Annotated in this window: 25 protein-coding genes; 6 read left to right on the top strand and 19 right to left on the bottom strand. The window is 68.0% G+C overall.

Translation table 11 applies throughout. The features are described from left to right. Nucleotides 1-9: 9 nt before the first annotated feature. From DL899_RS13100 to crcB, 5 genes are all read right to left on the bottom strand, one after another. Nucleotides 10-1029 (bottom strand): amino acid ABC transporter substrate-binding protein, encoded by a 1020-nt coding sequence (locus tag DL899_RS13100; RefSeq protein ID WP_111734810.1) that lies wholly within the window; start codon nucleotides 1027-1029, stop codon nucleotides 10-12. 223 nt (nucleotides 1030-1252) lie between these two features. Beyond that, nucleotides 1253-1969, bottom strand: a complete 717-nt coding sequence (locus DL899_RS13095; protein WP_111734809.1) for an ATP12 family chaperone protein — start codon at nucleotides 1967-1969, stop codon at nucleotides 1253-1255. Beyond that, complete coding sequence (locus DL899_RS13090; protein WP_111734808.1) at nucleotides 1966-2649, bottom strand: HAD-IA family hydrolase; 684 nt, start codon at nucleotides 2647-2649, stop codon at nucleotides 1966-1968. Before DL899_RS13090 ends, DL899_RS13095 begins: the two co-directional genes overlap by 4 nt. After that, nucleotides 2646-3692, bottom strand: coding sequence for an RluA family pseudouridine synthase (locus DL899_RS13085; RefSeq protein WP_111734807.1), 1047 nt, complete (start codon nucleotides 3690-3692; stop codon nucleotides 2646-2648). The genes DL899_RS13090 and DL899_RS13085 overlap by 4 nt, the downstream gene beginning before the upstream one ends. After that, the gene (gene crcB, locus DL899_RS13080; protein ID WP_111734806.1) at nucleotides 3689-4066 is read right to left on the bottom strand and encodes a fluoride efflux transporter CrcB; all 378 of its coding nucleotides are present in this window, start codon (nucleotides 4064-4066) and stop codon (nucleotides 3689-3691) included. The genes DL899_RS13085 and crcB overlap by 4 nt, the downstream gene beginning before the upstream one ends. Nucleotides 4067-4179: 113 nt before the next feature. Between crcB and DL899_RS13075 the strand changes: the two genes are divergently transcribed. After that, the gene (locus DL899_RS13075) at nucleotides 4180-5430 is read left to right on the top strand and encodes a glycerate kinase type-2 family protein (RefSeq protein WP_111734805.1); all 1251 of its coding nucleotides are present in this window, start codon (nucleotides 4180-4182) and stop codon (nucleotides 5428-5430) included. 141 nt (nucleotides 5431-5571) lie between these two features. Here DL899_RS13075 and DL899_RS13070 read toward each other — a convergent pair whose 3' ends face one another. The 4 genes from DL899_RS13070 to rbfA form a co-directional block, all read right to left on the bottom strand. After that, on the bottom strand, nucleotides 5572-6135 hold the full coding sequence (locus DL899_RS13070; RefSeq protein ID WP_111734804.1) for a DUF1643 domain-containing protein: 564 nt from the start codon (nucleotides 6133-6135) through the stop codon (nucleotides 5572-5574). A gap of 1 nt (nucleotide 6136) precedes the next feature. Further along, entirely contained in the window at nucleotides 6137-7057 is a 921-nt protein-coding gene (gene truB / locus DL899_RS13065; protein WP_111734803.1) for a tRNA pseudouridine(55) synthase TruB, read from the bottom strand. 61 nt (nucleotides 7058-7118) lie between these two features. After that, entirely contained in the window at nucleotides 7119-7862 is a 744-nt protein-coding gene (locus DL899_RS13060; protein WP_111734802.1) for a phosphodiester glycosidase family protein, read from the bottom strand. Between the two features lie 4 nt (nucleotides 7863-7866). Next, nucleotides 7867-8262 (bottom strand): 30S ribosome-binding factor RbfA, encoded by a 396-nt coding sequence (rbfA, locus tag DL899_RS13055; RefSeq protein ID WP_111734801.1) that lies wholly within the window; start codon nucleotides 8260-8262, stop codon nucleotides 7867-7869. A gap of 87 nt (nucleotides 8263-8349) precedes the next feature. Between rbfA and dapB the strand changes: the two genes are divergently transcribed. Further along, complete coding sequence (dapB, locus tag DL899_RS13050; RefSeq protein ID WP_111734800.1) at nucleotides 8350-9168, top strand: 4-hydroxy-tetrahydrodipicolinate reductase; 819 nt, start codon at nucleotides 8350-8352, stop codon at nucleotides 9166-9168. A 68-nt stretch (nucleotides 9169-9236) separates the two neighbouring features. Here the strand turns inward: dapB and DL899_RS13045 are convergent, their stop codons facing one another. Further along, complete coding sequence (locus tag DL899_RS13045; RefSeq protein ID WP_111734799.1) at nucleotides 9237-9413, bottom strand: DUF1674 domain-containing protein; 177 nt, start codon at nucleotides 9411-9413, stop codon at nucleotides 9237-9239. A gap of 71 nt (nucleotides 9414-9484) precedes the next feature. On the opposite strand from DL899_RS13045, the gene DL899_RS13040 reads away from it, so the two are divergent. Next, the gene (locus tag DL899_RS13040) at nucleotides 9485-10747 is read left to right on the top strand and encodes an RsmB/NOP family class I SAM-dependent RNA methyltransferase (protein WP_111734798.1); all 1263 of its coding nucleotides are present in this window, start codon (nucleotides 9485-9487) and stop codon (nucleotides 10745-10747) included. Between the two features lie 146 nt (nucleotides 10748-10893). Here DL899_RS13040 and DL899_RS13035 read toward each other — a convergent pair whose 3' ends face one another. The 4 genes from DL899_RS13035 to DL899_RS13020 all read right to left on the bottom strand — a co-directional run bounded on the left by DL899_RS13035 (nucleotide 10894) and on the right by DL899_RS13020 (nucleotide 14275). Continuing rightward, nucleotides 10894-12180 carry a molybdopterin-binding protein gene (locus DL899_RS13035; protein WP_111734797.1) on the bottom strand — a complete coding sequence of 429 codons (1287 nt, stop codon included), beginning with the start codon at nucleotides 12178-12180 and terminating at the stop codon, nucleotides 10894-10896. An 81-nt stretch (nucleotides 12181-12261) separates the two neighbouring features. Continuing rightward, nucleotides 12262-12753, bottom strand: a complete 492-nt coding sequence (gene mobB, locus DL899_RS13030) for a molybdopterin-guanine dinucleotide biosynthesis protein B (protein ID WP_111734796.1) — start codon at nucleotides 12751-12753, stop codon at nucleotides 12262-12264. Further along, the gene (gene mobA, locus DL899_RS13025) at nucleotides 12750-13394 is read right to left on the bottom strand and encodes a molybdenum cofactor guanylyltransferase MobA (protein WP_111734795.1); all 645 of its coding nucleotides are present in this window, start codon (nucleotides 13392-13394) and stop codon (nucleotides 12750-12752) included. The genes mobB and mobA overlap by 4 nt, the downstream gene beginning before the upstream one ends. Then, entirely contained in the window at nucleotides 13391-14275 is an 885-nt protein-coding gene (locus DL899_RS13020) for a formate dehydrogenase accessory sulfurtransferase FdhD (protein WP_420820981.1), read from the bottom strand. The genes mobA and DL899_RS13020 overlap by 4 nt, the downstream gene beginning before the upstream one ends. A 59-nt stretch (nucleotides 14276-14334) precedes the next feature. Here DL899_RS13020 and DL899_RS13015 point away from each other — a divergent pair, with 59 nt between their 5' ends. Both DL899_RS13015 and DL899_RS13010 read left to right on the top strand, forming a co-directional pair. Continuing rightward, complete coding sequence (locus DL899_RS13015) at nucleotides 14335-15042, top strand: AzlC family ABC transporter permease (protein WP_111734793.1); 708 nt, start codon at nucleotides 14335-14337, stop codon at nucleotides 15040-15042. Then, complete coding sequence (locus DL899_RS13010; RefSeq protein WP_111734792.1) at nucleotides 15039-15365, top strand: AzlD domain-containing protein; 327 nt, start codon at nucleotides 15039-15041, stop codon at nucleotides 15363-15365. The genes DL899_RS13015 and DL899_RS13010 overlap by 4 nt, the downstream gene beginning before the upstream one ends. Before the next feature lie 13 nt (nucleotides 15366-15378). Here DL899_RS13010 and smpB read toward each other — a convergent pair whose 3' ends face one another. Further along, nucleotides 15379-15855: an SsrA-binding protein SmpB gene (gene smpB, locus DL899_RS13005; protein ID WP_111734791.1), complete on the bottom strand. Its 477-nt coding sequence runs from the start codon at nucleotides 15853-15855 to the stop codon at nucleotides 15379-15381. 169 nt (nucleotides 15856-16024) lie between these two features. Between smpB and glmM the strand changes: the two genes are divergently transcribed. Beyond that, nucleotides 16025-17365, top strand: a complete 1341-nt coding sequence (gene glmM, locus DL899_RS13000) for a phosphoglucosamine mutase (RefSeq protein WP_111734790.1) — start codon at nucleotides 16025-16027, stop codon at nucleotides 17363-17365. A gap of 15 nt (nucleotides 17366-17380) precedes the next feature. On the opposite strand, the gene DL899_RS12995 is transcribed toward glmM, so the two are convergent. The 4 genes from DL899_RS12995 to DL899_RS12980 all read right to left on the bottom strand — a co-directional run bounded on the left by DL899_RS12995 (nucleotide 17381) and on the right by DL899_RS12980 (nucleotide 24984). Next, nucleotides 17381-19867, bottom strand: coding sequence for a calcium-binding protein (locus DL899_RS12995; RefSeq protein ID WP_111734789.1), 2487 nt, complete (start codon nucleotides 19865-19867; stop codon nucleotides 17381-17383). A 126-nt stretch (nucleotides 19868-19993) separates the two neighbouring features. Next, complete coding sequence (locus DL899_RS12990; protein ID WP_111734788.1) at nucleotides 19994-21106, bottom strand: DUF2793 domain-containing protein; 1113 nt, start codon at nucleotides 21104-21106, stop codon at nucleotides 19994-19996. Nucleotides 21107-21193: 87 nt separating this feature from the next. Beyond that, nucleotides 21194-22930, bottom strand: coding sequence for a hydantoinase B/oxoprolinase family protein (locus DL899_RS12985; protein WP_111734787.1), 1737 nt, complete (start codon nucleotides 22928-22930; stop codon nucleotides 21194-21196). Continuing rightward, nucleotides 22927-24984 carry a hydantoinase/oxoprolinase family protein gene (locus DL899_RS12980; RefSeq protein WP_111734786.1) on the bottom strand — a complete coding sequence of 686 codons (2058 nt, stop codon included), beginning with the start codon at nucleotides 24982-24984 and terminating at the stop codon, nucleotides 22927-22929. The genes DL899_RS12985 and DL899_RS12980 overlap by 4 nt, the downstream gene beginning before the upstream one ends. Nucleotides 24985-25098: the final 114 nt, after the last annotated feature.

Genomic DNA, 25098 nt, shown 5'->3' with positions numbered 1-25098 from the left:
TGTTTTATCTTAGCGGAACGGCGGCGAGTAAAGCAGCCCGCCATCGGTGTATTGCGCGTTCAACCCGCGCGCCAGACCGATCGGGGTATTCTCGCCGATGTTCTTTTCAAAGATCTCACCGTAGTTGCCACCGGCAGAGATGGCGCGAACGGCCCACTGGCCGTCAAGGCCCAGCATCTCGCCAAGGTTGCCCTCGGTGCCCAGCATCCGGTTGACCTCGGGGTTGTCACCCGCAGCTGCGGCCATGTCGGCGATGTTGGCGCTGGTCACGCCATATTCCTCGGCCGCAATCAACGCATTGAGCGTCCAGCGCACCACGTCGCCCCATTCATTGTCGCCATGACGCACGAGCGGCCCCAGCGGCTCTTTCGAGACGGTTTCAGGCAGGATCACATGATCCTTCGGGTTTTCAAAGGCGGCGCGCGTCGAGGCCAGGCCCGAACGGTCGGTAGTGTAGGTGTCGCAGGCGCCGGCAAGGTACTGTTGCTGGCCTTCGGCGTTGGTCTCGATCGGAACCGGCTCGTAGCTCATGTTGTTCTTGCGGAAGAAGTCCGCGAGGTTGAGCTCGGTCGTGGTGCCGGTCTGGATGCAGACGGTGGCACCGTCGAGTTCCTTGGCCGAGGTCACACCAAGCGAGGCGGGAACCATGAAGCCCTGACCGTCATAATAGTTGACGCCAATGAATTCGAACTTGAGATCAACATCGCGCGAGAACGTCCAGGTGGTGTTGCGCGCCAGCATGTCGATCTCACCCGAGGCAAGCGCCGTAAAGCGCGTCTTGCCGGTGGTGGGAACGAATTCCACCGCCGTGGCGTCGCCCAGGACCGCCGCAGCGACAGCCCGGCACACGGCAACGTCGAAGCCGCCCCAGACACCGTTGGCATCGGGTGCAGCAAAGCCCACAAGGCCCGTGGTCACGCCGCAGTTGAGCTTGCCGCGCGCCTTGACGTCGTCCAGCGTGCCCGCAGCAGCGGCCCCCGCCGCCAGACCGGCCAGGCTCAGCGCGCCAATGAATACGGATCGTTTCATGTTTACCTCTTCCTGATTATCCACCCATTACAGGGCGGTTTGGTGCAGCGCCTGTCGCCCTGCAAATAGCGTTATTCCCGGAAAACCGCCCTTCAAAGACCGGGGCGGCCCCCTCCAGTGTCGTCGAGTTTGTGTTCATTCATCACGCCCAGTCAACCCCCCGATCACGAAAACGCATGGGCAAATCACAGAGTTTCCTGACCTTTACCCCACCTGTAGCTGCCTAGTTGATGGGCCGCGCAAGATCGTGAAACCGTTTCGCGTTGCGAAACTCTTTTTCTTTCGTGGCCGCGCGTGCGCTGGCCTCTTCGTCGATGCCCCACTGCTCTTCCTGCCAGGTCTCGTCGATCCGCGACAGTCGCCATAGTGTCTCCATGTCAGCGAAATCCTCAACCGCCGCCAGCCCGATCACCAGCGACCCCGACAGCGCCACCAGGTCATGCAGCGCGGTAAGGCGAAAGGGGTCCATCGCCTCGACCTGCCGTGCCAGGGCACGCAGCGCCTGTGCATCCTGCGGGACGTGCATGACCCCGGTCACCGGCACCAGCCGCGCACCGTGGCGCCGCTCGGCCCATTCCAGCAGCGGATCCCAGGCCTCGGCCTGACGGCGCACCAGTTCCTGCGGAGCCTCGGCGCGGTAACACAACAGGTCGCTGTCGCCATAGTCCGCGATCATCGCGGCGACCTCGTCGAACTGCACGCGCACCTTGTCGATGGCGGCGTTGGCGGCGCGGGTCACCGGCATGGAGGCCGGGCGCACCTCGTCCTCCTGCGCGTCCCATTCCGCCGCCACCGCATCGGCCAGGGCGCGGGTGGGCATGCTCAGCGCCGCCTTGGCCGGGGTGCGCACGGGGCGGCCGTCCAGTTCGACCGTATAGCCGGTGCCATCGGAAACGACGCTCGCCTCTTTCCAGAACCTCTTGGCCTTCAGGCCGCTCATGGCGCCTCTCCCCACATACGGTCGAGGATATCCGGCAACTCGCGGAAATCCTCCAGTATGGCGGCCGCATTGGTCAGCCGGGACGGTTCGTGATAGCCCCACGCCACCCCGATAAAGGGCAGCCCGGCCGCCGCCGCCATTTCCATGTCATAGGTGGTATCGCCCACCATTACCGCGGCGTCGGTGTCCAGTCCGACATCCGACAGCGCCGCCTCCAGCATCGACGGGTGCGGTTTCGACGGGTGATGATCGCTGACCTGCTGCGTCACGAAATAATGCCCCAGATCATGCCCCTGCAACAACTTGTCCAGCCCGCGCCGCGACTTGCCCGTAGCCACCCCCAGCAGAGTTTCGGGCCGGCTGTGCAGCGCCGTCAGCACCTCGGTCGCATAGGGGTATAGCGGCGAAGACTCCGCCGCACCCGCCCGTGCACGCAGGCCCATATAGGCCTCCTTGTACCAGTCCACCATCGCCGCATGGTCCGCCGGGGTCAGCGCCGGCGCCAGCCGCGCCATCACCACGTCCAGCGACAGCCCGACGATGCCCAGCACCGCCTCGGTCGCGGGCGGCGGATGCCCGGCACAGTCAAAGGCGTGGGTCATCGCCGCGACGATGTCGGCCTGGCTGTCGACCAGCGTGCCATCGACATCGAACACCACCAGCCTGAGTGCGCCGGTCATGACAGATCCTCGAACGGGTCCTCGGGCGCCTCTGACGGCTGCCACTGGAACAGGTCCCAGGTGCGCACCATGTGGGCGGGCAACGGCGCCACCAGGCGCAGGCGCGCGCCGGTCACCGGATGGGTCAGCGTCAGCGCACGGGCGTGCAGGTGCAGCTTGCGGCTGACCTCGCCGCCCAGCTGCGCGCCCCAGCCGTCGCCCAGGTTTTCCTGGCCCGATCCGCCATACTTGCCGTCACCGACAATGGGATGACCGATCTCGGCCATGTGCGCGCGTAACTGGTGGGTGCGCCCGGTGACCGGCACCAGCGCAACCCAGGCCGCGCGTCGGCCCGCCGCCTCGATCACCGCGTAATCGGTGGTGGCGTGCTTGGCGCCGGGGGTCGATTGCACCTCGTTCGGGTGCAGGCAGCGCATCTTTTCGCCCTCGCCCTGGGCCCCGTGGCCGGGCGCCTTGACCAGCCCGAACCGCACCGTGCCCATGCGCGGCGCCGGCACGCCGGCCACCGCCGCCCAGTAGATCTTGCGCGTGTCGCGGGCGCGAAAGGCGGCAGTCAGCCGCGCCGCCACAGCGCGCGATCGCGCCATCAGCAGCACGCCCGAGGTGTCCTTGTCCAGCCGGTGCACAAGGCGCGGCGGCTCGTCCGCGCCGAACCGCAGCGCATCGGCCATCCCGTCGACATGGCGCAGCTGGCCGCTTCCGCCCTGCACCGGCAGGCCCGGCGGCTTGTCCAGCGCGATGATGTGGTCGTCACGATAGATTACCGCCGCGCGGATCATGTCGGCATCCGCCTGCGACACCTGCGGGGTCGTGCGCACGGCCGGCGCGGCACCGGCAGGGGGCAGCGGCGGGATGCGCACCTGCTGGCCGGTCTCCAGCCGCGTCGACGCCTTGACGCGCCCGCCGTTCACCCGCAGCTCGCCCTTGCGGCACATCTTTTCGATCCGCCCCTGCGACAGGTGCGGATAGCGCCGCCGCAACCAGCGATCCAGCCTCTGGTCGGCGTCGTCTTCGGCAATGGTAAGGGTTTCGACACCGCTCATTGCACCACCGCCCGCATCAGCGCCATGCCCAGCACGATCGCCGCCAGCGACACCCCGACCGAGGCCACGACATAAAGCCCCGCCTGCGCCGCCTGCCCGCGTTCCCACAGCGTCATCGCATCAAGCGAGAACGCCGAAAAGGTCGTGAACCCGCCCAAAAGGCCGGTCATCAGCAGCGGCGCCAGCCGGGTGCCCCCGCTATGGGCCAGCGTCACCACCAGCACCCCCATCAGGAAAGACCCCACAACATTCACCGTCAGCGTCGCCCAGGGAAAGCCGGGGCCCAAAAGCCGCATCGTCGCAACCGACGTCAGATATCGCGCCGAAGCGCCGATCGCGCCGCCAATGGCGACCTGGGTTAAGTTCGTCAGCATGGCCGCGTCTGTCGCGCGCCGCCCCCGACTTGTCAAGCTGGCCGTGGGATCGGGGCTTCTGACCCGCCCGTTGGCGCGCTAGTGTCGCCCAGAACAAACCGGAGCGCCGGAACATGCTGAACCCGCCGCGCCTGTTGCGCAGCCTCTTCGATCGCGCCGTCGCGGTGGCCGACCCGATGCGCAGCCTCGCCCGCCACCTGCCTGATCGGCCATCGGGGCAGGTGGTGGTCGTGGGCGCGGGCAAGGCCAGTGCGCGCATGGCCGAAGCGGTCGAGGCCGCCTGGGGCCCCTGCGAGGGGCTGGTGATCACCCGCTACGGCCATGCCCGCCCCTGCCGGGGTGTCGAAATCGTCGAGGCCGCGCACCCGGTCCCGGACGAGGCCGGTCTGGTCGCGACCCGGCGGATGCTGGCGTTGCTCGACGGGCTGGGCGAAGGGGATTTCGTGCTGGCGCTGATATCCGGCGGCGCCTCTGCACTACTGGTCCAGCCGGCGGGCGCGATCACACTGAATGAGAAGCGCGCGATCAATGCGGCGCTGCTGGCCTCGGGCGCACCGATCGGACAGATCAACACCGTGCGCAAGCATCTCAGCCGGGTAAAGGGCGGGCAACTGGCCGCCGCTGCCTGGCCCGCGCGGATGCTGGCGCTGATGATCTCGGACGTGCCGGGCGACAACGCCGGCGATATCGGCTCCGGCCCGACCGTGGGCGAGACAAGCACCCCCACAGAGGCGCGCACCATCCTGTACCGCCACGCCATCGCCATGCCGGCCTCGGTGCGGGCGGTGCTGGATGCGCCCTCGGGCGTGGTCCAGCCGGGCGACAGGCGGCTGTCACGGGTGGAAAACCGCGTCATAGCCGCACCGGCACAATCGCTGGACGCGGCGGCGGAACTGGGACGCGAGGCGGGCTGCAGCGTGCGCATCCTGGGCGATGCGTTGGAAGGCGAGGCACGAGAGGTCACCGCCACCCACGCCGAACTGGCGCGCAATGTGCAGGCCGGGCTGGCCCCCGGCGACGCCCCGGTGCTGCTGTTGTCGGGGGGCGAGCTGACAGTGACGCGCCGCGGCGACGGCATCGGCGGGCCAAATGCCGAATACGCGCTGGCGCTGGCATCGGCACTAAAGGGCGCACCGGGCATCCACGCCATCGCCTGCGACACCGACGGCGTGGACGGCGCGGCAGAGGTGGCCGGCGCGATGATCGGGCCCGACACGCTGTCGCTTGGCGCGGATGCCGCCGCCGCGTTGGCCGACAACGATGCGCATGGCTATTTCGGGCGTATCGGCGCGCAGGTCGTCACCGGCCCGACACTGACCAACGTCAATGATTTCCGCGCCATCCTGATCGAACCGCCTGGCTGAGGCACGCCTATTCAGATAGTCGCAATTCCCGGCTGCTTGAGTGACAGAGGCATGCCGCCGACCGGGTGGGCGCGAATGCGCCCGCCATGGGGCGGGCGGGCACATGCCGGAGGCTGCCAAAAGTCAGTCAAGGCGCGCCATTCAGCCCGAATACGGAAAATCGCGCAGCGGCGTGTCCTTGCGCAGGTAAAGCGGATGCTTGGCAGAGCCGTCCTGGTTCAGCCCGAAACACCTGAGCGGCCTGCCGCTGGCCGCCAGCGCGGCGACCGTTTCCGCCACCAGCGGCGCGAATCGCTTGTGCAGCTTACCAAACGCCATCACCACGATCTCGGCCTCATCCGCCATCGCCAGCAGCGCCGGGATGTTGGCCGGGCTGCGGGCCTCATCCGGGTCGTGCGGGATGTCGCCCGGTGATGTCGCCCGCCAGTCCAGAACGTTCCCCTTCAGATACCGGGTAAACCCCCAGCCACGGGCAAAGGTCAGCTCGCGATGGCAGGTCGGGTCAGACACCTCTGCCGCCGCAACCGACGGGTTCATGCCGACGAACAGCACCGCGCGGGATGCCGCACCCGGCTGCGTCCAATCACGGATCAGCGTCTGGCGATACCGCCCACAGGGGGAAAACGCCGCCTCGCCGCTCACGCCCTCGGGCAGGCGCAGGCGAACCTTGCCGCCGGGGTCATGACGGTCCTCGGGCGCGGCCATCTCAGCCCTCCGCCGGGCTGGTGACAAAGACGCGCGCCGGGTGCAGCTCGCCCGCCTTGAAGCGGCCGACCGCCACGGCGCGGCCCTTGTGGGCGGCCCAGCACTCGTCGCCGTATTCCACGTCCTTCGCGATCACCATGCCGGGGTTGCCGTTGCGCAGCCGCGCCGCACCCTCGTCCGTGGCCACGACGCGGGGCAGGTCGACAAGCCCGTCCTCGAGCGGGCGCAGATGCGCGTCCAGTTCGGGCGTCTGCGCCAGACTGTCGATCTGGTCGATGCTCAGCCCCTCTTCGGCGTCGAACGGCCCCGACCAGACCCGCCGCAGCCAGACGACATGGCCGTAGCACCCCAGCGCCTGCCCCAGATCGCGAGCGATGGCGCGCACATACCCGCCCTTGCCGCAGGTCATTTCCAGCGTGACATGGTCGGCGTCGGGCCGGTCGGTCATCACCAGTTCCTCGACCCATAGCGGGCGCGCCGCGATCTCGACCACTTCGCCCGCGCGCGCCAGCTTGTAGGCGCGCTGACCATCAATCTTGACCGCCGAATATTTCGGCGGAACCTGCATGATCTCACCGACGAAGGCGCTCAGCGCCTCCTTGATCTCGTCGTCGGTAGGGCGTTGGTCAGATGTGGCGATCACCTCGCCCTCGGCGTCGTCAGTGTTGGTGGCCTGACCCAGCCGCACCCCGAATTCATACGCCTTCAGCGCGTCGGTGATGTAGGGCACGGTCTTGGTCGCCTCGCCCAGCGCCACCGCCAGGACACCCGTCGCCTCGGGGTCGAGCGTGCCGGCATGGCCCGCCTTTTTCGCCTGCAGCGCCCAGCGCACCTTGTTCACCACCGCGGTCGAGGTCATGCCCGCGGGCTTGTCAACGACCAGCCAGCCGGAAATGTCGCGGCCCTTGCGTTTGCGTGCCATACCTCTTGGTGCCCTCGGGTTTGGAATGAAGTCTGCGAGCTAGCAAGACCGGAGCGGCGCGTCAATCGCCCGCCTTCTCGACCACGCCGACCATCGGCCCCATCGGAAAGCCGCCATCGTGCCGCCCGATGCCCGGCGCATAGAGACGCGAGATATTGCCATCGAAATAGAGCGCCTGCGGCGCACCCAGCGCATCGCGAAAGAGCGTGGCAAAGCGGTGGAACGTGACCGGCGCGAGCGAGATCGCGAACCACACGGTGCTGCCATCCTCCGACGTGCCGACACCGTTGCGCACATAGCGGCTGTCGCTGTCGGGCAGAAAACGCGGGTGCAGTTTCCCGTCGATCACCAGCATCGGCCCCGACTGGCTGGCAAAGTGGCAGGCGGGGCGTTCACGCACCAGGCGTTCGGTCTCGAACACCCGCGCCCAGCCGTCGCCGATGCAAAAGACGCCGTTGGGCAGCATCCCGAAATTCCCCGGCCCGGCCGAACGGATCAGCGGCGCAAGCTCGACCCCATCTTCGATATAGTACCCCACCGGGCGGCGATCCTGGTGATACATGCCGGCATTCATGGCAAAGCCCAGCACCAGCCCGTCGCGCGCCAGCATCGAACGCAGGTTGGTGAAACTGCCCACCGGCGCCCCGGTTTCGGGATCGTTGAGGAACAGGCGCAGGTCGGTCTGCGCGGTATCCGCCCGGCAAACGGTGAAATCCGCGCCCTCATGCGTCACCGCCCCGCACTCCATCGCCGCCGCCGGCAGCGCCGGTAACGCCCACAACAGCAGCAGGACCAGGGCGCGCATCGCGCTAGTCCTCGATATCCCGACGCACGGTTTCCTGCGAAAACAGGCGGCGGGTTTCGTCCAGCTTGTCAAAGGTCTCGTCGATGCGAAAGCGCAGCTCGGGCGCGTATTTCAGCGACAGCTTGCGGCCGATGCTTCGCCGCAGCGGCCCCTGGTTGCGCGCCAGCAAGGCGATTACGTCCTCGCGCCCGGTTCCGCCCAACGGCAGAACATAGGCGGTGGCGACCTTCAGATCGGGCGATGTGCGCACCTCGCCCACCGTTACCGACAGCCGGTTCAGCTCGGGGTCGTGGATGTCACCACGCGCCAGGATTTCCGACAATGTGCGCCGGATCAGTTCGCCAACGCGAAGCTGCCGTTGCGAGGGGCCGGGGCCGTCATGGAAATTGCGTTTCGCCATGCCCCTGCATCTAAGCCTTCGACAGGGTTTTGCCAAGCGGCGATGGCTGCGCTAGGGAAGGGGCGAACAAAGCGGGAGCAACGGGAAATGAGCGATCTGCCGGGCATTGTGGTGACAGGGGCCTCGGGCCGGATGGGGCAAATGCTGATACGGGCGATCTGCGACAGCGGCCGCGCGCGGCTGGCCGGCGTGATCGAACGGCCCGGGCATGACTGGATCGGGCAGGACGTGGGCACCGCCATGGGCGGCGCGCCGCTTGGCGTGGCGGTCACCGACGACGCGCTTGACGCGATCGCCCACGCGCATGCGGTGATCGACTTTACCGCGCCGGCGGCAACGGTCGAATTCGCCGCGCTGGCGGCGCAGGCGCGCTGCGTGCACGTTATCGGCACCACCGGGCTGACCGAGGCCGACCTGGCCCGCATCAGCGCCGCCGCGCGTCACGCCACCATCGTGCGCGCCGGCAACATGAGCCTTGGCGTCAACCTGCTGGTGCAGATCACGCGGCAAGTCGCCGCCGCACTGGACGAGGATTTCGACATCGAGGTGATCGAGGCCCACCACAACCAAAAGGTCGACGCCCCCTCCGGCACCGCGCTGATGCTGGGCGAGGCCGCGGCCGAGGGGCGCGGCGTGGCGCTAGACAGGGTTTCCGACCGCGCCCGCGAAGGCATCACCGGCAAGCGCGAGCGTGGACCTATCGGCTTTCACGCCATCCGGGGTGGCGACATCGTGGGCGAACATGACGTGCTCTTTGCCGGCCAGGGCGAACGGATCGTGTTGCGCCATGTCGCCACGGACAGGGCGATCTTTGCCCGTGGCGCGCTCAAGGCCGCGCTGTGGGGCCAGGGCAAAAAGCCCGGCGAATACGACATGCTCGACGTTCTGGGCCTGACCGGCGCCTGACCGGGGCAGGCTTCTTTCTGGTTGAAAATACCCGATCCGCCAGCGCGGCCGGGTGCGGCGGCAGGCGGTCAGAAATCGACCGCGATGCCCTTTTTCTCCCAATCGCCATAGCGCACGGGCTCTGGCCCCTCGCGCCCGCCCAACTCGGGCGGCAAATCGGGCTGGGGCGCATTCCGGCGCCGTTCCTCGGCCTCGGCGAGTGCCCGCAGGGCGGCGGGCGGCAGATCTTTCTTATCGCTATCCATGGCTCGGCTTCCTTCCAGCTTCGGCTCCTGATATAGCCCTCGCCCGAGCCAAGGCCAAGGACCCGCGCCCCATGTCATCAGAGAAACGCCCCGCAAGACGCGCGGCCCTGCGCCTGATCGCCGGCGTGGTGGAACGCGGCGAACTATTGTCCGATCTCACCGCCCGACCCGCCTTTGCCGACATGCCCCCGTCAGAGCGCGCCACCGCGCGCCGGCTGGCGCTGGACACGCTGCGCGGGATCGACCGCGCCGACCGCATCCTGTTGCGCCACCTGCGCAAACGCCCGCCGCTGCCGCTGCTGAACCTCTTGCGCCTGGGCACGGTCGAGCTGTGCACCGGCGGCGCGGCGCACGGGGTGGTCGATGACCTGGTGGAGATGGTTTCCCAGCCCAAGCGGCGGGCGATGGTCAACGCGGTCCTGCGAAAGGTCGCGGACGAGGACCTGCGCCGCTGGAACGACCTGCGCATTCCACGCCTGCCGGGATGGCTGCGTGACCCGCTGGTCGCCGCTTGGGGCAAGGGCGCGGTAAGCGCGATGGAAAAGGCCCATTTCGCCGGCGCGCCGCTGGACCTGACCGCGCGCGACGATCCCGCCGCCCTGGCCGAACGACTGGGCGGGGTGCTGTTGCCCACGAGGTCTGTGCGGCTGTCGGATGCGGGGCAGGTGTCGGCCCTGCCGGGCTATGACGAGGGCGCCTGGTGGGTGCAGGATGCCGCCGCCGCGCTGCCCGCGCGCCTGCTGGCGCCCCAGCCCGGTGAGCGTGTGCTGGACCTGTGCGCCGCGCCGGGGGGCAAGACGCTGCAACTCGCCGCCGCGGGGGCCGAGGTGATGGCGCTCGACATTTCCGACAAGCGGATGCACCGGGTGCGCGAGAACCTCGCGCGCACGGGGCTGAACGCCACCTGCATCACCGCCGATGCGCTGACCCACGACGACGGCCCCTATGACGCCATCCTTGTCGATGCGCCCTGTTCGGCCACCGGCACCATCCGCCGCCACCCCGACCTGCCCCATGCGCGCGACGGGTCCGAGTTCACCACGCTCTTCGCGTTGCAGGAACGGATGATCGACCACGCGCTTACGCTGCTGCGGCCCGGCGGGCGGCTGGTTTTCTGCACCTGTTCGCTGCTGCCGGACGAGGGCGAATGCCAGGTCGAGGCCGCGCTTGCCCGCCATCCGGGGCTTGTGGCCGACCCCGCCGCGCTGGACCTGCCCGGGGTAGACCCTGCCTGGATCACCGAAGAGGGCGGATTACGCCTGCGCCCCGATTACTGGCCCGATGCGGGCGGCATGGACGGGTTTTACATGGCGGTGCTGCGGCTGCCGGGCTGATAGCCGGTTAGGGTTTATCGGGCCGTGATGCGGCTGCATGCGGCCGACCGGGTGGGCGCGAATGCGCCCGCCGTGGGGCGGGCGGGCGCATGCCCGGCCCGCTAGCGGGCCGGTCGAATGACCCCATCGTTCAGGCGCGCTGCGCCCTAGCGAAAACTCCCGTAAGGGATATAGCGCACCGGGTCGCCCGGCCCGATCACGGCCGCGCCGTCGGGCAGCTCGACCAGCCCCTCGGCCCAGCTTAACCCGCTGATGCGCCCCGACCCTTCGGAGTGGAACACCTCTGCCCGCCCGTCCCTGATCCGTGCACGCAGGTATTCCCGCCGCCCCGGCTTCTTGGACTTGGAAAACGCTGCCGGCACCTCGAACGCTTGCGGCTCTCGCCAGCCCTCACCGGCCAGCAGCCCCAGCGCCGGGCGCGCGAATATCAGCGTGCACACCATCGCTGCCACCGGGTTGCCGGGCAGGCCAAAGACCGGGGTGCCGTTCCACACCCCCAGCGCCAGCGGGCGCCCCGGTTTCAGCGCGATGCGCCATTCCGCCATCGCGCCCGCCTCGTTGAGCAGGGCCGAAACATGGTCCTCGTCCCCCGCCGATGCGCCGCCCGAGGTCAGGATCGCATCCGCCTCTGTCGCGCCCCGGTCGAACGCCGCGCGCAGGCTGTCGCGGTCATCGGCGACCCGCCCCAGGTCAATCGGGTGAAAGCCCAAGTCGCGCAGCAGCGCGATCAGCATTGGCCGGTTGGCATCAAATATCTGGCCCTCGCGCGCCGGCTGTCCGGGTTCGACCAGCTCATCCCCGGTCGAAATCACCGCCACCCTCAGCGGCTGGCGCACCGACAGCTCGGCTACCCCCACCGCTGCGCACAGCGCCAGATCGGCGGGCGTCAGCACCCGGCCCGGATGCAGCACGGTTTCGCCCGCCTCGACATCCTCGCCGGCGCGTCGGGTGTTGGCGCCGGGTTTCAGCCCGCCGCGAAAGGCGATTTCGCCATCGCCCAGGCTCACATCCTCTTCCATGATCACGGTATCGACACCTTCGGGCAGCGCCGCGCCGGTCAGGATGCGCAGCGCATAGCCCTCGGGCACGGTGCCGGCAAAGGGCACGCCTGCCGCCGACCGCCCCTTGATCAGCGGCAGCACCTGGTCGCCCGCGCCCAGCGCGGTATGGGCAAAACCATAGCCATCGACGGCGGAATTGGGCTGGGGCGGGTTGGCGCGACGCGCCACCACCGGTTCGGCCAGAACCCGGCCCTGCGCCTGCCCCAGCGGCAGAACCTCTGACCCCGCGACCACCGACAGCCGCTCGCGCAGCATTGCCAGCGCGGTATCGACCGGCGTCCAGTCGACCCCGGCGGGCAGCGCGAAGCAGTCGTCACGCAGGGGCGGCGGGCGCAGGCGTTCGGGCTGTTTCCGGTCTGCTGGTTCGGTCATCGGCCTTCCTTTGGGTCTGTCGCGGGCAGCATGGCATCGCTGGTCGCCAGGTTCAATCGTCCGGCCATCCGCAGAGGTGGGTCAGAGCCCGACCTCGCGCAGGATGAAATCCGCGATCTCGGCGGTGGCGTCGAGGTTGAAAACCGGCCGGTCGAGCGTCAGCGCCATGTCACTGGCCACCGCCCGCACGGTTGGGTCATCCGGCGCGATCAGCGGGTTGCCGGTGACGGCGCGGTGCGCCTCGACCTTGGGGTGCGGTTCGCGCTTGTAGCCCTCGACCAGCACCAGGTCGACCGGGGCGAGGCGTTCCAGCAATTGTGCCAGCGGCAATTCGGCCTCGCCCCGCACCTCGTGCATCAGGGCATAGCGGCGCGGCGACGAGATCAGCACCTCGCGCGCGCCGGCGCGGCGGTGACGGTCGCTGTCGGTACCGGGCTGGTCGATGTCGAACGCCACATGCGCGTGCTTGACGGTCGAGACGGAAATGCCGCGCCCGGCGATCTCTGTCACCAGGCGTTCCACCAGCCCGGTCTTGCCGGAGTTCTTCCAGCCGACGACGCCGAAAACCTTCATTCCGCGCGCTCCAGCCTGGCGCGCGCCGCATCCAGATCGGCAGGCGTGTTGACGTTGAAGAAGGGCTCGCCGGGGTCGTCGAACACCGCCTCGCGCCCGCCATGCGGCTCGGTCCACATGACCACCTTGCGCAGGCCGTCTGTCAGCGCGGCGCGCAGGTCGTCGCGCAGCGCGACGGGCCACAGGCCAAAGGTCGGGTGACGGATCAGCCTGCCGCCGCGCATGGATTTGGTGCGCTCACCCTCGCCGCGCGGGGTGGCGGCCAGCACCAGCGGATGCGTCTGCCCCTCTGCCGCGCCTTGCAGGCGGGCAACCAGGTCGCGGGGAAAAAACGGTGTATCCGCGGCCACGGTCACGATCGTTTCCGCCCCTTCGGCCGCCGCCCAGTCGAGCCCGGCCAGGACACCAGCCAGCGGGCCGGGGAAATCGGGCAGCGGGTCGGGCAGTACCGGCAGGCCGAACCGGGCAAAGCGCGCCGGGTCGCCATTGGCGCTGAGCGCCATCGCCGCCACCTGCGGCGTCAGCCGGTCGATCACATGATCAAGGACAGTGCTGTCGCCCAGCGCCAGCAACCCCTTGTCGCCACCGCCCATCCGCGTGGCCCGCCCACCGGCCAGGATGACACCCAGCGGCGCGCTCATCCCGGGGCCCCCTTGCGGCGGTGTTTCTTATCCTCTTCAGGGATGCTGTCAGGGTCGACGTCGCGCACGAGGCGTTCATCCCCTGACAGGCAGACGAAGCGCCGCCCGCGCATCCGCCCGATCAGCGTCAGCCCCACTTGACGCGCGATCTCGACCCCCCAGGCGGTAAAGCCCGACCGAGAGGCCAGCGCGGGAATGCCCATCAGTGCGGTCTTGATCACCATTTCCGAGGTCAGCCGCCCGGTGGTGTACAGCAGCTTGTCATCCGCCCCGACACGTTCGGAAAACATCCAGCCGGCGATCTTGTCGACGGCGTTGTGGCGGCCGACATCCTCCATGTAGACCAGCGGGCGGTCGCCCTGGCACAGCACGGTGCCATGAATCGCCCCGGCCTGCAGGTAAAGCGACGGCGTCCGGTTGATGACCGAGGCAAGGCGGTAAAGGTCGGAGCTGCGCACCTCCAGCGGCGGCAGGCTGACCTTGTCCAGCCCCTCCATCATGTCGCCGAAGACCGTGCCCACGGCGCAACCGCTGGTGCGGGTCTTTTTCTTCAGCTTTTCCTCATAGGTGGTCTGGCTTTGGGTGCGCACCACGACGGTTTCGAGATCCTCGTCATAGTCGACGCCGGTCACCGTCTCGTCTGCCGCCAGCATGCCCTGGTTGCGCAGAAACCCCAGCGCCAGATATTCGGGATAATCGCCGATGGTCATCGCGGTGACGATCTCGTGCCCGTTGAGAAAGATCGTCAGCGGGCGTTCCTCGACAACGCTGATGTCGCAGGCGCGGCCCTCATGATCGACCCCGGTCAGCGCGCGGGTCAGGCGCGGCGCGTCCGGGTCGGGGGCGATGATATAGGCGGGGATGTCATCGGGTTTCGTCAATTGCAACTCCTCCCGCGGCGCGATAGGGGAACGCGGTGCCGCCAATCTAGGGGCTCTGCATGGCGACGGAAACCACCAATTCCATCTTCTGGAAAGGGGCGCGTGATGCGGCGCCCTTCATTCTCGTTATCGGGCCCTTCGCGTTGCTGTTCGGCGTGGTGGCGACCGAAGCCGGGCTCGAAATCGCGGCAACGATGAGCTTTTCCATCTTCGTCATCGCCGGGGCGGCGCAGCTGACCGCGCTGCAACTGCTGGTCGATCAGGCGCCGACGGTGATCGTGCTGGTCTCGGCGCTGGCGGTGAACCTGCGCATGGCGATGTATTCGGCCTCCATCACGCCATACCTGGGGGCCGCGCCGCTGTGGCAGCGGGCGCTGGTGGCCTATTTCATCGTCGATCAAAGCTATGCGCTGTCGGTGCTGCGATACGAACAGAACAGGCACTGGAACCTCGCGCAGCGCCTGACCTATTACTTCGGCACGGTCGCCCCGGTGATCCCGATGTGGTATCTCTGCACGCTGGTCGGCGCGCTGCTGGGCGGGTCGATCCCGGACAGTTTTGCGCTCGATTTTGCCGTGCCGATCACGTTCCTGGCACTGATCACGCCGATGGTGCGCACCCCGGCACACCTGGCGGCGGCGCTGGTGTCGATCACGGTCGCACTGGCGTTTGCGTTCCTGCCCTACAACCTTGGCCTGCTCGTCGCCGGCATCCTGGCCATGGCCACGGGTGCCGAAGTCGAACGCCGCACGGGAGGGTCACCATGATAGACCGCGCGGAATTGTGGCTGGTGATCGTGCTGCTGGCACTGGGCAGCTATGGATTGCGGTTTGTCTTTATCGGGCTGATCGGCAACCGGCCGTTGCCCGAATGGCTGCTCAGACACCTGCGCTATACCGCCGTGGCGGTACTGCCGGGGCTGGTAGCGCCGCTGGTGCTGTGGCCCGCCGCGACCGGCGGCAGCTTCGATGCGCCGCGCATGGCCGCGGCGATGGTAACCATCGCCGCGGGGTTCCTTACGCGCAACGTTCTGATCTCGGTCATTACCGGCGGGGCGGCGCTTTACCTGGGGCTTTACCTGGCCGGATAGGCCACACACGCGGTCAGCCATGTTCCTTGAGCAAGCGCTGTTTCTGGCGGCTCCAGTCGCGTTTGGCCTGGGTTTCACGCTTGTCGTGGGTTTTCTTGCCCTTGGCGATGCCGATCTTGATCTTGGCGATGCCGCGATGGTTGAAATACAGCACCAGCGGCACCAGCGTCATGCCCTTGCGCTGGGTTTCGTTCCACAGCCGCGCCAGTTCCTTTTTCGACACCAGCAGCTTACGCCGGCGGCGTTCCTCGTGGCCGAATGTCCTAGCCTGTTCGTAGGGCGCGATATAGGAATTGACGAGCCACAGTTCGCCATTCTCGACGGCGGCATAGCTTTCGGCGATATTGGATGACCCCTGGCGCAGGGACTTGACCTCTGACCCCATCAGGATGATGCCGCATTCGATATCGTCCTCGATGGCATAGTCGAACCGCGCGCGCCGGTTCTCGGCCACGACCTTGTAGTTCGGATTGTCCTTTGCCTTTGCCATCGGCGCTTCCTATCCGGGGCCACAGCCGCTGTCCAGCACGGCGGGCGGGTGCGAATCGGCGAAATCCCACGCAAGCCGGCGGCGCCGCGATGGACACGCACAGGCGCAGCCGATAATCAATGTGGCAACGGGCTTCAACATGTCGTTGGACCAGCAAAAGGCAACTTTCATGTCCGAAAAGTTATTTGGAACCGATGGCGTTCGCGGCCGCGCCAACAGTTGGCCGATGACGGCCGAAACGGCACTGCGGCTGGGGGCTGCGGCGGGGCGCTATTTCCGCCGCGACCATCACGAACACCGGGTGGTCATCGGCAAGGATACGCGGCTGTCGGGCTATATGATCGAAAACGCGCTGACCGCCGGGTTCACCTCGACCGGAATGGACGTGTTCCTGCTGGGGCCGGTGCCGACGCCGGCGGTTGGCTATCTGACCCACGGCCTGCGCGCCGATGTCGGCGTGATGATCTCGGCCAGCCACAACCCGGCCCACGACAACGGGATCAAGCTGTTCGGCCCCGACGGTTTCAAGCTGTCGGACGAGGACGAGGCCGGCATCGAGGCGCTGATGAAGAACGGTATCGAACCGGCGGCGCCCGAACGGATCGGCCGCGCCAAGCGGTTCGACGACGCGCGCGGGCGCTATGTGGAATACGCAAAAAGCACCTTTCCCTCGCGCCGGCAGCTGGATGGGCTGCGCATCGTGGTGGATTGCGCCAATGGCGCCGCCTATCGCTGCGCGCCGGACGTGCTGTGGGAACTGGGCGCAGAGGTAATCAGCATCGGCGTGTCGCCCGATGGGCACAACATCAACCGGGGCTGCGGCTCGACCCACCCCGAGACAGTGGCGCAGAAGGTGGTCGAGACCCGCGCTGATATCGGCATATGTCTTGATGGCGACGCCGACCGCGTGGTGCTGGTCGACGAGCGGGGCCAGGTTGCCGACGGCGACCAGATCATGGCGCTGATCGCGACCCGCTGGGCCGAAGAGGGCCGCCTTTCCGGCAACACGCTGGTGGCGACGGTTATGTCCAATCTCGGGTTGGAACGGCACCTCGCGAACAAGGACATCGCGCTTTGCCGCACCAAGGTCGGCGACCGCTATGTCGTCGAGGCGATGCGCGCGGGCGGCTACAACCTGGGCGGTGAACAGTCGGGCCATATCGTGATGACCGACTATGCCACCACCGGCGACGGGCTGATCGGCGCGCTGCAGTTTCTGGCCTGCATGGTGGAAACCGGGCAAAAGGCCAGCCAGCTGGCGCGGGTGTTTCGGCCCGTGCCGCAAAAGCTGGTCAATGTCCGCTACGAGGCGGGCAAGAAACCGCTTGCCGCCGATACCGTGCAAGAGGCCATCGCGGCAGGCGAAACCCGGCTGGGCAGCGACGGGCGTCTGCTGATCCGCAAATCGGGCACCGAGCCGTTGATCCGGGTCATGGCCGAGGCGATTGAGCCCAAGCTGCTGGACGATGTGCTGTCATCCGTGGTGGCGGCGGTGCGCGCGGAAAGCTGAACCCGGCACGCGCCCCTACCAGAAGACCCCGAACGCGCCGGCGGCGTTTCCCGACAGGGTCAGGTCGTCGATGACGACCACATCGCCATTGCCGAAATCGATGATCGCGCCGTCATCGGTCAGGCGGATATAGGCCTTGACGTAATCGCTGAACCTGGCGCCGGGGATGATCCAGTCCGGGTCGATCAGGATACGGTCGATGGCGGTGCCGAAATGAGTGTAGTGGTCGACCCCGTCACCGGACAGGAACACGAAGGTATCGCGCCCGTCGCCGCCGGTCAGCGTATCCTCGCCCGCGCCTCCGTTCAGCCAGTCATTGGCACCACCGGCGACCAGCACGTCATCGCCCGCACCACCCAGCACCGTGTCGGCCCCTGCCCCGCCATCCAGCCAGTCGTCACCGTCGCCGCCATCCAGCCAGTCCGCCCCACCGCCACCGGCCAGCGTGTCGCTACCGCCATCGCCATATAGCCGGTCGTTGTTGTCCTGACCGTCGAGCACATCATTGCCGTCGCCGCCAAAGATGAAATCGTCGCCTTCCCCGCCGGACAGGGCATCATCGCCTAGGTCGCCGTTCAGCGTATCGTGGCCCGCCCCGCCATCAACGGTATCGTTTTCACCCTGCCCATAGATCAGGTCGTCGCCATCCTCGCCCAGCAACAGATCCGCCCCGCCGGCCCCAAAGATGCTGTCATGGCCGGCCCCGCCGTGAACGGTATCGTTCCCGCGTCCGGCGTTCAGGTCGTCGTCCCCCGCACCCCCGTCCAACAGGTCGTCACCCCATTCGCCCACCAGCGTATCGGCGCCATCGCCACCGCGCAGGTCGTCATCGCCGTCGTCGCCGTCGACCGTGTCGTCGCCGCGACCGGCGTTGAGGTCATCATTTCCCGCCCCGCCCAGCAGCATGTCATCGCCCCAGAGCCCGATCAGCGTGTCGCCGCCGCCAAGCCCGGTCAGCGTATCAGCGCCATCCGTGCCCTCGATCAGGTCGGCCCCTTCGGTGCCAACCCCGTCATCATCTGGTTCTTCCGGAGGGAGCGTGGAAGGCGGGGAAACGGCATGGTTGATCCGCACCTCCACCGTCGCGCGCACGGCATCGACGTCCAGCGGGCCGCCTGTCGCGCTGAGCAGCACAATCGTCTCGTCCCGGTGGGTGATCACCGCGCCGGTGTCGGTGGCAACGATGTTCAGCGCATCCGGATCATAGAGAAACGGCAAACCGGACAGGTCGAGCACGTCCTCATCCGGGTCGAAACCGGCGATGGTGTCAGCCTGTCCGTCGCCGATCAGCACATAGCGGTCGGCGCCTGCGCTCCCGTCCAGCCGGTCGGTGCCGGCGCCATCCATCAGGATGTCGTCAGCCGCCGTTCCGGTCAGCGTGTCGCCGCCGTCGCCCGCCGCCAGCGCCGCGCCGCGCCCGGCCAGATCAACGCTCAGCATGAAAATGCCGGCCTCGCCCTCGACCGCGACAAAGACCTGCAGCACCTCGCCGACCACCGCGATTTCCAGCGCGGTCGCATCGTCCAGCCCCGCATCCATGCTGCCGGCGATACTATCGAGATGCACCAGCCGCCCCCCCGGCATCAGCTGCAGCAGCGTCACACCGCCATCGCCGCCGGCGGCAACAATATAGGTATGGCCGTCATGTGTCAGGGCCTCGACATGCGTCGCATCGCCAAAGCGCGACTCGCGGGTATCGAGCACATGATCGGTCGGCGTCAGCCCGCCCAGCGCATCCACCGCCATGACGCTCAGCGCGCCGGACGCCCCCTGCGCCGCCGCCGAGGCGACGATGACATAGCTGCCCTGCGCCATCTCGGCCACGGCGATGTCGGTCGGCACCATGATGCCCAGCCCATCATCCGGCCCGACGCTGCCGCCCGCAGCCGGCGACGCGTCCCCCAGCGCATAGGCGGTGACGCCGTGTTCGGATGTGCTGGCCACCACCACGATATCCGTCCCGTCCACCCGCAGCGCCGCCATCGCGCCCACCGCGTCGGCATGGGTCTGGGCGCTGTCGGCGACATGGAGGCCCCCGGACAGGCTGTTTTCCTGCCCCGTTCCATACAACCAGAACCCGGGCAGTTCGGGATCGGCCAGCACCACCTGCCCACCCTGCGTCGTCGCCGCCACCGCCGGCGCGGCACCCAGCAAAGCGCCCTGCATGGCAAAGGTCGCGCCGAAATTGCCGTTGCTGTTCAGCCCGTAACAGGCAAGCCCGCCCGTCTGCAGCCCGGTGACCATCAGTTCAACCGTGTCGCCGTGGTGGGAAACGATCAGATCATGCCCCGTGCCCGTCACCTGGTTGCCGGCAAAGAACACCTGGTCTTGCAGCCGCGGCAGCCCGCCAGCCTGAAGCGAGAAAGAGGCAAGCCCGCCCTCCGGCCCCGAAACCGACACCAGCACCGGCCGGGAAGGGCCATCGACGACCTCCAGATCGCTTATGCCGAAATTCAGCGTTTCCTGCCCGGCTGTGATTCGACCCCGCCCCTGAAACCGCATCTTTCACCCCCCTCGAATACTCCGGGGGCGAGTATGGTATGCAAAACCGGTGCCGGGCGGGCGCTCATTACGGCGGGAAGGTGAAAAAACCCATCAAGTTGAAGCGAACTTGCAAGGATGGCGTGCTTAGAACCAGCGCCCCACCGCCAACAGGGAATAGCTGCGCGCGGTCGTGTCGCTGGCCGTGGCGCAGGCGCGGCAGCGATAGCCGGTTGCCGGATCGCCCGGCGCGGTGGCCGGGGCGGTCAGGAACGCCGCCGTCGCCATCGCGCCCGCCGGCACGCCGCTGACGCAGGGCGCGGCGGCAAACGCGGTCGGAAAGGTCCAGACCGCGTCGGAGGCCGAGACGTACATCGCCCCCTGCGCGGTGTTGGTGGCGGGAATATCCAGAACATGGGTGCAGATCTGCGTACCGTCGGCAAAGCGGACATAATCGCCATTCACGCCGGTTCCGCGCTCGATCACCGCGCCGGTGGGCACGCCCCCCGACTGGCCGACCGTGCCCAGCAGGTTGCCGGGGCCATAGCCGTAATCGGCGCGCATCAGCCGCCCCGGCGTGGTATCCCCGCGGCCTTGTTGCACCGCCGTGCCGTCCACCTGGAACGGGATCGTCAGGCTTTGCGCGGCAGCGTCGGCACGCAGAGCCTCGTGCCAGGCAGAACCATCCGCGCTGACCTTGATCGAAAAGACGGTATCGCCCGCCAACCCCATCTCGGCGTGCCCCGTCCAGTTCGACTGAAAGAGAACCGAGGCGGTATCGCCCGCCGCGCCCTTGTTGACCTTCATCTGATGACCGGCGCCGGCATGGGTGAAAAGGCTCGCCTCGGCGGCCACGGCCAGCCGGTTGGTGGCGTCCCAGCCGGTGCCGACCCCAACCCCGGCGAGGTTGGCCAGGTCCGGCACGATCTCGGCCCATGACCCGCCCTGCCAGACCTTGTATTGCGCCGATGCCTTGTCCCAGGCGCGCCAGCCGTCCTGTGGCGCGATGAACAGCCAGGCATCCGCGATGCGCAGCGCCAGCCGCCCCGCCTGCCCGGCCCAGTCACCGCTGGGGTTGGCGCCCAGCGCGAACAGCTGGCCGGTGACAGGCTCAAACGGCGGGGTATTTGCGCCGGTTTCCTCCAGCACCGCCTGCACCAATCCGTCGAGCATCTGCAGCGCCTCGTTGTGGGTGACGTGTTTCTGGGCCTGCGAGGGCTGGATCAGCGGCAGATCGAGGCGGGCGGAAACTTCGGACATTGTTGACGACTCCCGTGGGCAAATGGCCGCACGGGTCTAGGGGGCAATACGTTACCGATGACTGACACCGGCGTGCGTTGCGGTGCCTCAGCGCGCCCGCCGCCGCGTCGTCGCGGATGCATCAACCGCACCACCAGCGCCCAGCACCACGCCGAACAGGTCCTCGGCCTGCGCCGCGCCGTAGCGCCCCAGCGCGACGTCGCGCGCCACCAGCGCCGGATCGCGCTGCAACGGGTCGCCATAGCCGCCGCCACCGGGGGTCTTCACCCGCACCCTGTCGCCGGGGGCAAGGGGGATGTCCTGTTCCTTGGACAGGTGCGCCGGGGTATAGGGCTTGCCCCCGCGCCATACCGTGACCTCGTTGACGGCGCCATCGCCACCGCCCAGTACGCCCTGTGGCCCAAAGCGGCCGTGATCCATCACGAAGCTGGCCTTGGCATCGCCGCGCCGCAGCTCCACCTCGTAATCGAGGCCGAAACCGCCGCGATGCTGCCCGGCCCCGCCCGACCCCTCGCGCAGCGCGTAGCGGCGGTAGAGCACCGGAAAGGCCTGTTCCATGATCTCGACCGGCGGTGCCTTGGAAATGCCTATGGTGGAACAGCCGTTGGAGATGCCATCACCCCCCGCCCAGCCGCCATAGCCGCCACCTGAAAGCTGGTACATGACGAAATCGCGCCCGCGTTCCGGGTCGTGCCCGCCCAGCGCAAAATTGCCCGAGGTACCCGCCGGCGCGGCAGTGACGCGATCCGGGATCGCATCAACCAGCGCGGCGAAAACCGCCTCGGCAATGCGCTGGCTGACCTCGGCGGCGCAGCCCGACACCGGGCGCGGATACTGCGCATCCAGGAATGTGCCCTCGATCCCCGTCACCTTCAGCGGCTCGAAGGCACCGGCGCTGATCGGCACCTCGGGAAAGATGTGCCGCATGGCCAGGTAGACCGAGCTGAGCGTCGTCGCCCGGACCGAGTTCATCGGCCCCGCGCAAGGCGGGCTGGAACCGGTGAAATCGAACTCCAGCACGTCGCCGTTGCGCGTCACCACCAGCCGGATCGCCAGCGGCTCGTTCACCACGCCGTCGCTGTCGACCCAGGCCACCGCCTGGTGCGGGCCGGGCGGAATGGTGGCGACGAAACCCGTCATCTGCGCCGCCGCGCGGTGGCGCAGCTCGTCTATGGCTTCTTCCACGGTGTCATCGCCGTAGCGGTCCAGCAGCGCATCCAGTCGGCCTGCCCCCAGTTCCAGCGCCGCCGCCTGCGCCTTGACGTCGCCGATGCGCTGGTCGGCCACGCGGATGTTGGAACAGATGATAGCATAGATCTCGCGGTCCATCTCGCCGCGCTTGAACAGCTTGACCGGCGGCAGGCGCAGCCCCTCTTGCTCGACCGCCGTGGCCGAGGCCGAAAACCCGCCCGGCACGGCGCCGCCGGTATCTGGCCAATGGCCGGTATTGGACAGCCAGCACCACAACCGCCCGGCGCGGAAATAAGGCCGGGCAAAGCGCACGTCCATCAGGTGCGTGCCGCCCAAATAGGGGTCATTGACGATATAGATGTCGCCTGGCTCCGGCGCGCCGGCGCGCCCCTCGGCAATCATGGAGATCAGCGTCGCAGTGGAATACTGCATCGTCCCGACAAAGACCGGCAGCCCGCCCGCGCCCTGCGCGATCAACGCCCCGTCCTGCGCGCTGTAGATACCGTCGGACCGATCATTCGCCTCGGCGATCACCGGCGAAAAGGCCGCCCGAGAAAACGCCAGGTCCATCTCGTCACAGACTTGTTGCAGCCCGGCCTGGATGACCGACAGGGTGACGGGGTCAAGGCTCATGTCGCGCCCCCCACATGAATGACGATATTGCCATGCGCGTCACCGGTCGCTTGATCGTCCGGCCCGATCAGCACGGTGGTGTCCATCTGCTCGACAATGGCCGGGCCTTGCAGCGTGAAATCCAGCGGCAGGTGATCGCGCCAATAGACCGGGGTTTCCAGCGTTCCGGCCCCGAACCGTACCGCGCGCGTTCCGGTGCGGGCCTCATCAATCGTTGCCCTGCGCCCCTCCGGGTCGATCAGCGTCGACAGGTCCAGCGGCACCCGCGCCCCGATGACCGAACAATTGACGTTGACCACCTGCGCGCGGATATCATCCAGCCGCACCCGGAAGCGCGCGAAATACGCCGCCTCGAATTGCGCGCGCAGGGTGGCGTTGTCCACATCGGGGCTGTCGAGATCCACCCGCAGCAGGTGCGTCTGCCCGGCGAACTGCATGTCGACGCTGTAAAGGTGGCGAACCCCGCGGATTTCCACACGCTCCCGCGCGATCTGGCGTTCGCCCTCGGCCCGCTGCGCGGCATAGATTTCGGCCAGCCGCCCCTCTGCCAGCACATCGAGCGGGGTGTTGATCGTCTGCACATAGTCGTGGCGCAGATCGGCCACCACGCAGCCAATGGCGTTGGTGATCCCCGGCCGGCTGGGCACCAGTACCCTTGGCACGCCCAGTTCCCGCGCCAGCGCGGCGGCGTGCAGCGGCCCGGCGCCGCCAAAAGCAAAGAGCGCAAAGTCGCGCGGATCGGCGCCCAGCGACAGCGACACCATGCGGATTGCGCCCGCCATGCGCGTGTTGGCCACCTCGATCACCGCCTGCGCCGCATCAACCGCCGACAGGCCCAGGGGTTGGCCCAGCCGCTCGGCAAAGACCTCTTCGACCGTCTTCAGCGTCACCCCGCCCCGAACCGCCAACCGCCCCGGATCAAGCCGGCCCAGCAGCAGGTTGGCGTCCGATATCGTCGGCTCTGTCCCGCCCCGGCCATAGCAGACCGGCCCGGGGTCAGCGCCGGCGCTTTCCGGCCCCACCTGCAACAGCCCGGCAGAGTTCACCCGCGCGATCGACCCGCCGCCGGCGCCCACCGTGCGCACATCGACCATCGGCACATGGATCGGCATGGCGTATTCGATCTCGATCTCGTTCGACACCGCCGGCTCGGCCCCGCGCACCAGCGCCACATCGGTCGAGGTGCCGCCCATGTCATAGGTCAGCAGGTCGGGCATGCCCGCCACCCGGCCGGTATAGGCCGCCGCCATCACGCCCGAGGCCGGCCCCGACATCACCGTCTTGGCGGCCTCGCGCGCGACAAAGCGCGAAGACACCATGCCGCCATTGCCGTTCATCACCAGAACGTCGCGCTCATACCCCCCCTCGGCCAGCCGGTCGGCCAGCCGCGAAAGGTAGCGTTCCAGGATCGGCTGCACCGATGCGTTGATCGCCGCGGTCACACCGCGCTCGAACTCGCGGCTTTCCTGCAGGATGGCATGGCCAAGCGTGACATGGCCGTTTGGCCAGGCATCCGCCAGCACCTCGCCCGCGCGCAGCTCGTGCGCGGGGTTCGCATAGGCGTGCAGGAAATGCACCACCACCGATTCGCAACCCTGCGCCAGCAACTCCTGCGCAGCGGCCAGCACTGCCTTTTCATCGAGCGCTTCCACCACGCGCCCGGCGGCGTCCATCCGCTCTGGCACCTCGACGCGCAGGTCGCGCGGGATGATCGGCTCGAAATGCCCGGTCATGCCATAGGCCTGCGGCCGCGTGCGCCGGCCCAGTTCCAGCACGTCGCGGAACCCCTCCGTGGTGATCAGCCCGGTGCGGCTGAGCTTGCGTTCCAGCATCGCGTTTGTGGTGGTGGTGGTGCCATGCACGATCAGGTCGAGCGCGGCCAGTTCGCATTCGGCCGCCCGCAGCGCATCCAGCACGCCGTGGGCCTGGTTTTCCGGGGTGCTGGGCACCTTGGCCAGCCGCACCGCGCCGGTCGTCTGATCGAGCTGCAACAGGTCGGTAAAGGTGCCGCCCACATCCACCCCGACCACCTGCCCCGATCTTTCCTGCGGCATTGCTCGCCCTTCCTGGTCCCTGCCGTCAAAGCGTTGTCGACAGGGCGGCGAAAGTCAACGCATGCGCGCCGGTCAGAACACCGCCGAGGGCATCCCAGTCGGCAGCCCCGGCAT

Source organism: Roseovarius amoyensis (assembly GCF_003260265.1).
Classification (GTDB): domain Bacteria; phylum Pseudomonadota; class Alphaproteobacteria; order Rhodobacterales; family Rhodobacteraceae; genus Roseovarius; species Roseovarius amoyensis.
Note: the sequence above shows the minus strand (reverse complement) of the source record. Positions and strands in the feature narration are given on the sequence as shown.

Coding starts and splice junctions, on each gene's coding strand:
- DL899_RS13040 (WP_111734798.1), top strand. CDS start 9,485: ATGTCATCAGAGAAACGCCCCGCAAGACGCGCGGCCCTGCGCCTGATC.
- mobB (WP_111734796.1), bottom strand. CDS start 12,753: ATGAAGGTTTTCGGCGTCGTCGGCTGGAAGAACTCCGGCAAGACCGGG.
- DL899_RS12980 (WP_111734786.1), bottom strand. CDS start 24,984: ATGCCGCAGGAAAGATCGGGGCAGGTGGTCGGGGTGGATGTGGGCGGC.
- glmM (WP_111734790.1), top strand. CDS start 16,025: ATGTCCGAAAAGTTATTTGGAACCGATGGCGTTCGCGGCCGCGCCAAC.
- DL899_RS13010 (WP_111734792.1), top strand. CDS start 15,039: ATGATAGACCGCGCGGAATTGTGGCTGGTGATCGTGCTGCTGGCACTG.
- truB (WP_111734803.1), bottom strand. CDS start 7,057: ATGGCACGCAAACGCAAGGGCCGCGACATTTCCGGCTGGCTGGTCGTT.
- DL899_RS12985 (WP_111734787.1), bottom strand. CDS start 22,930: ATGAGCCTTGACCCCGTCACCCTGTCGGTCATCCAGGCCGGGCTGCAA.
- DL899_RS13095 (WP_111734809.1), bottom strand. CDS start 1,969: ATGAGCGGCCTGAAGGCCAAGAGGTTCTGGAAAGAGGCGAGCGTCGTT.
- crcB (WP_111734806.1), bottom strand. CDS start 4,066: ATGCTGACGAACTTAACCCAGGTCGCCATTGGCGGCGCGATCGGCGCT.
- smpB (WP_111734791.1), bottom strand. CDS start 15,855: ATGGCAAAGGCAAAGGACAATCCGAACTACAAGGTCGTGGCCGAGAAC.
- DL899_RS13015 (WP_111734793.1), top strand. CDS start 14,335: ATGGCGACGGAAACCACCAATTCCATCTTCTGGAAAGGGGCGCGTGAT.
- DL899_RS13090 (WP_111734808.1), bottom strand. CDS start 2,649: ATGACCGGCGCACTCAGGCTGGTGGTGTTCGATGTCGATGGCACGCTG.
- mobA (WP_111734795.1), bottom strand. CDS start 13,394: ATGAGCGCGCCGCTGGGTGTCATCCTGGCCGGTGGGCGGGCCACGCGG.
- rbfA (WP_111734801.1), bottom strand. CDS start 8,262: ATGGCGAAACGCAATTTCCATGACGGCCCCGGCCCCTCGCAACGGCAG.
- DL899_RS13060 (WP_111734802.1), bottom strand. CDS start 7,862: ATGCGCGCCCTGGTCCTGCTGCTGTTGTGGGCGTTACCGGCGCTGCCG.
- DL899_RS13070 (WP_111734804.1), bottom strand. CDS start 6,135: ATGGCCGCGCCCGAGGACCGTCATGACCCCGGCGGCAAGGTTCGCCTG.
- dapB (WP_111734800.1), top strand. CDS start 8,350: ATGAGCGATCTGCCGGGCATTGTGGTGACAGGGGCCTCGGGCCGGATG.
- DL899_RS13045 (WP_111734799.1), bottom strand. CDS start 9,413: ATGGATAGCGATAAGAAAGATCTGCCGCCCGCCGCCCTGCGGGCACTC.
- DL899_RS12990 (WP_111734788.1), bottom strand. CDS start 21,106: ATGTCCGAAGTTTCCGCCCGCCTCGATCTGCCGCTGATCCAGCCCTCG.
- DL899_RS12995 (WP_111734789.1), bottom strand. CDS start 19,867: ATGCGGTTTCAGGGGCGGGGTCGAATCACAGCCGGGCAGGAAACGCTG.
- DL899_RS13100 (WP_111734810.1), bottom strand. CDS start 1,029: ATGAAACGATCCGTATTCATTGGCGCGCTGAGCCTGGCCGGTCTGGCG.
- DL899_RS13035 (WP_111734797.1), bottom strand. CDS start 12,180: ATGACCGAACCAGCAGACCGGAAACAGCCCGAACGCCTGCGCCCGCCG.
- DL899_RS13085 (WP_111734807.1), bottom strand. CDS start 3,692: ATGAGCGGTGTCGAAACCCTTACCATTGCCGAAGACGACGCCGACCAG.
- DL899_RS13075 (WP_111734805.1), top strand. CDS start 4,180: ATGCTGAACCCGCCGCGCCTGTTGCGCAGCCTCTTCGATCGCGCCGTC.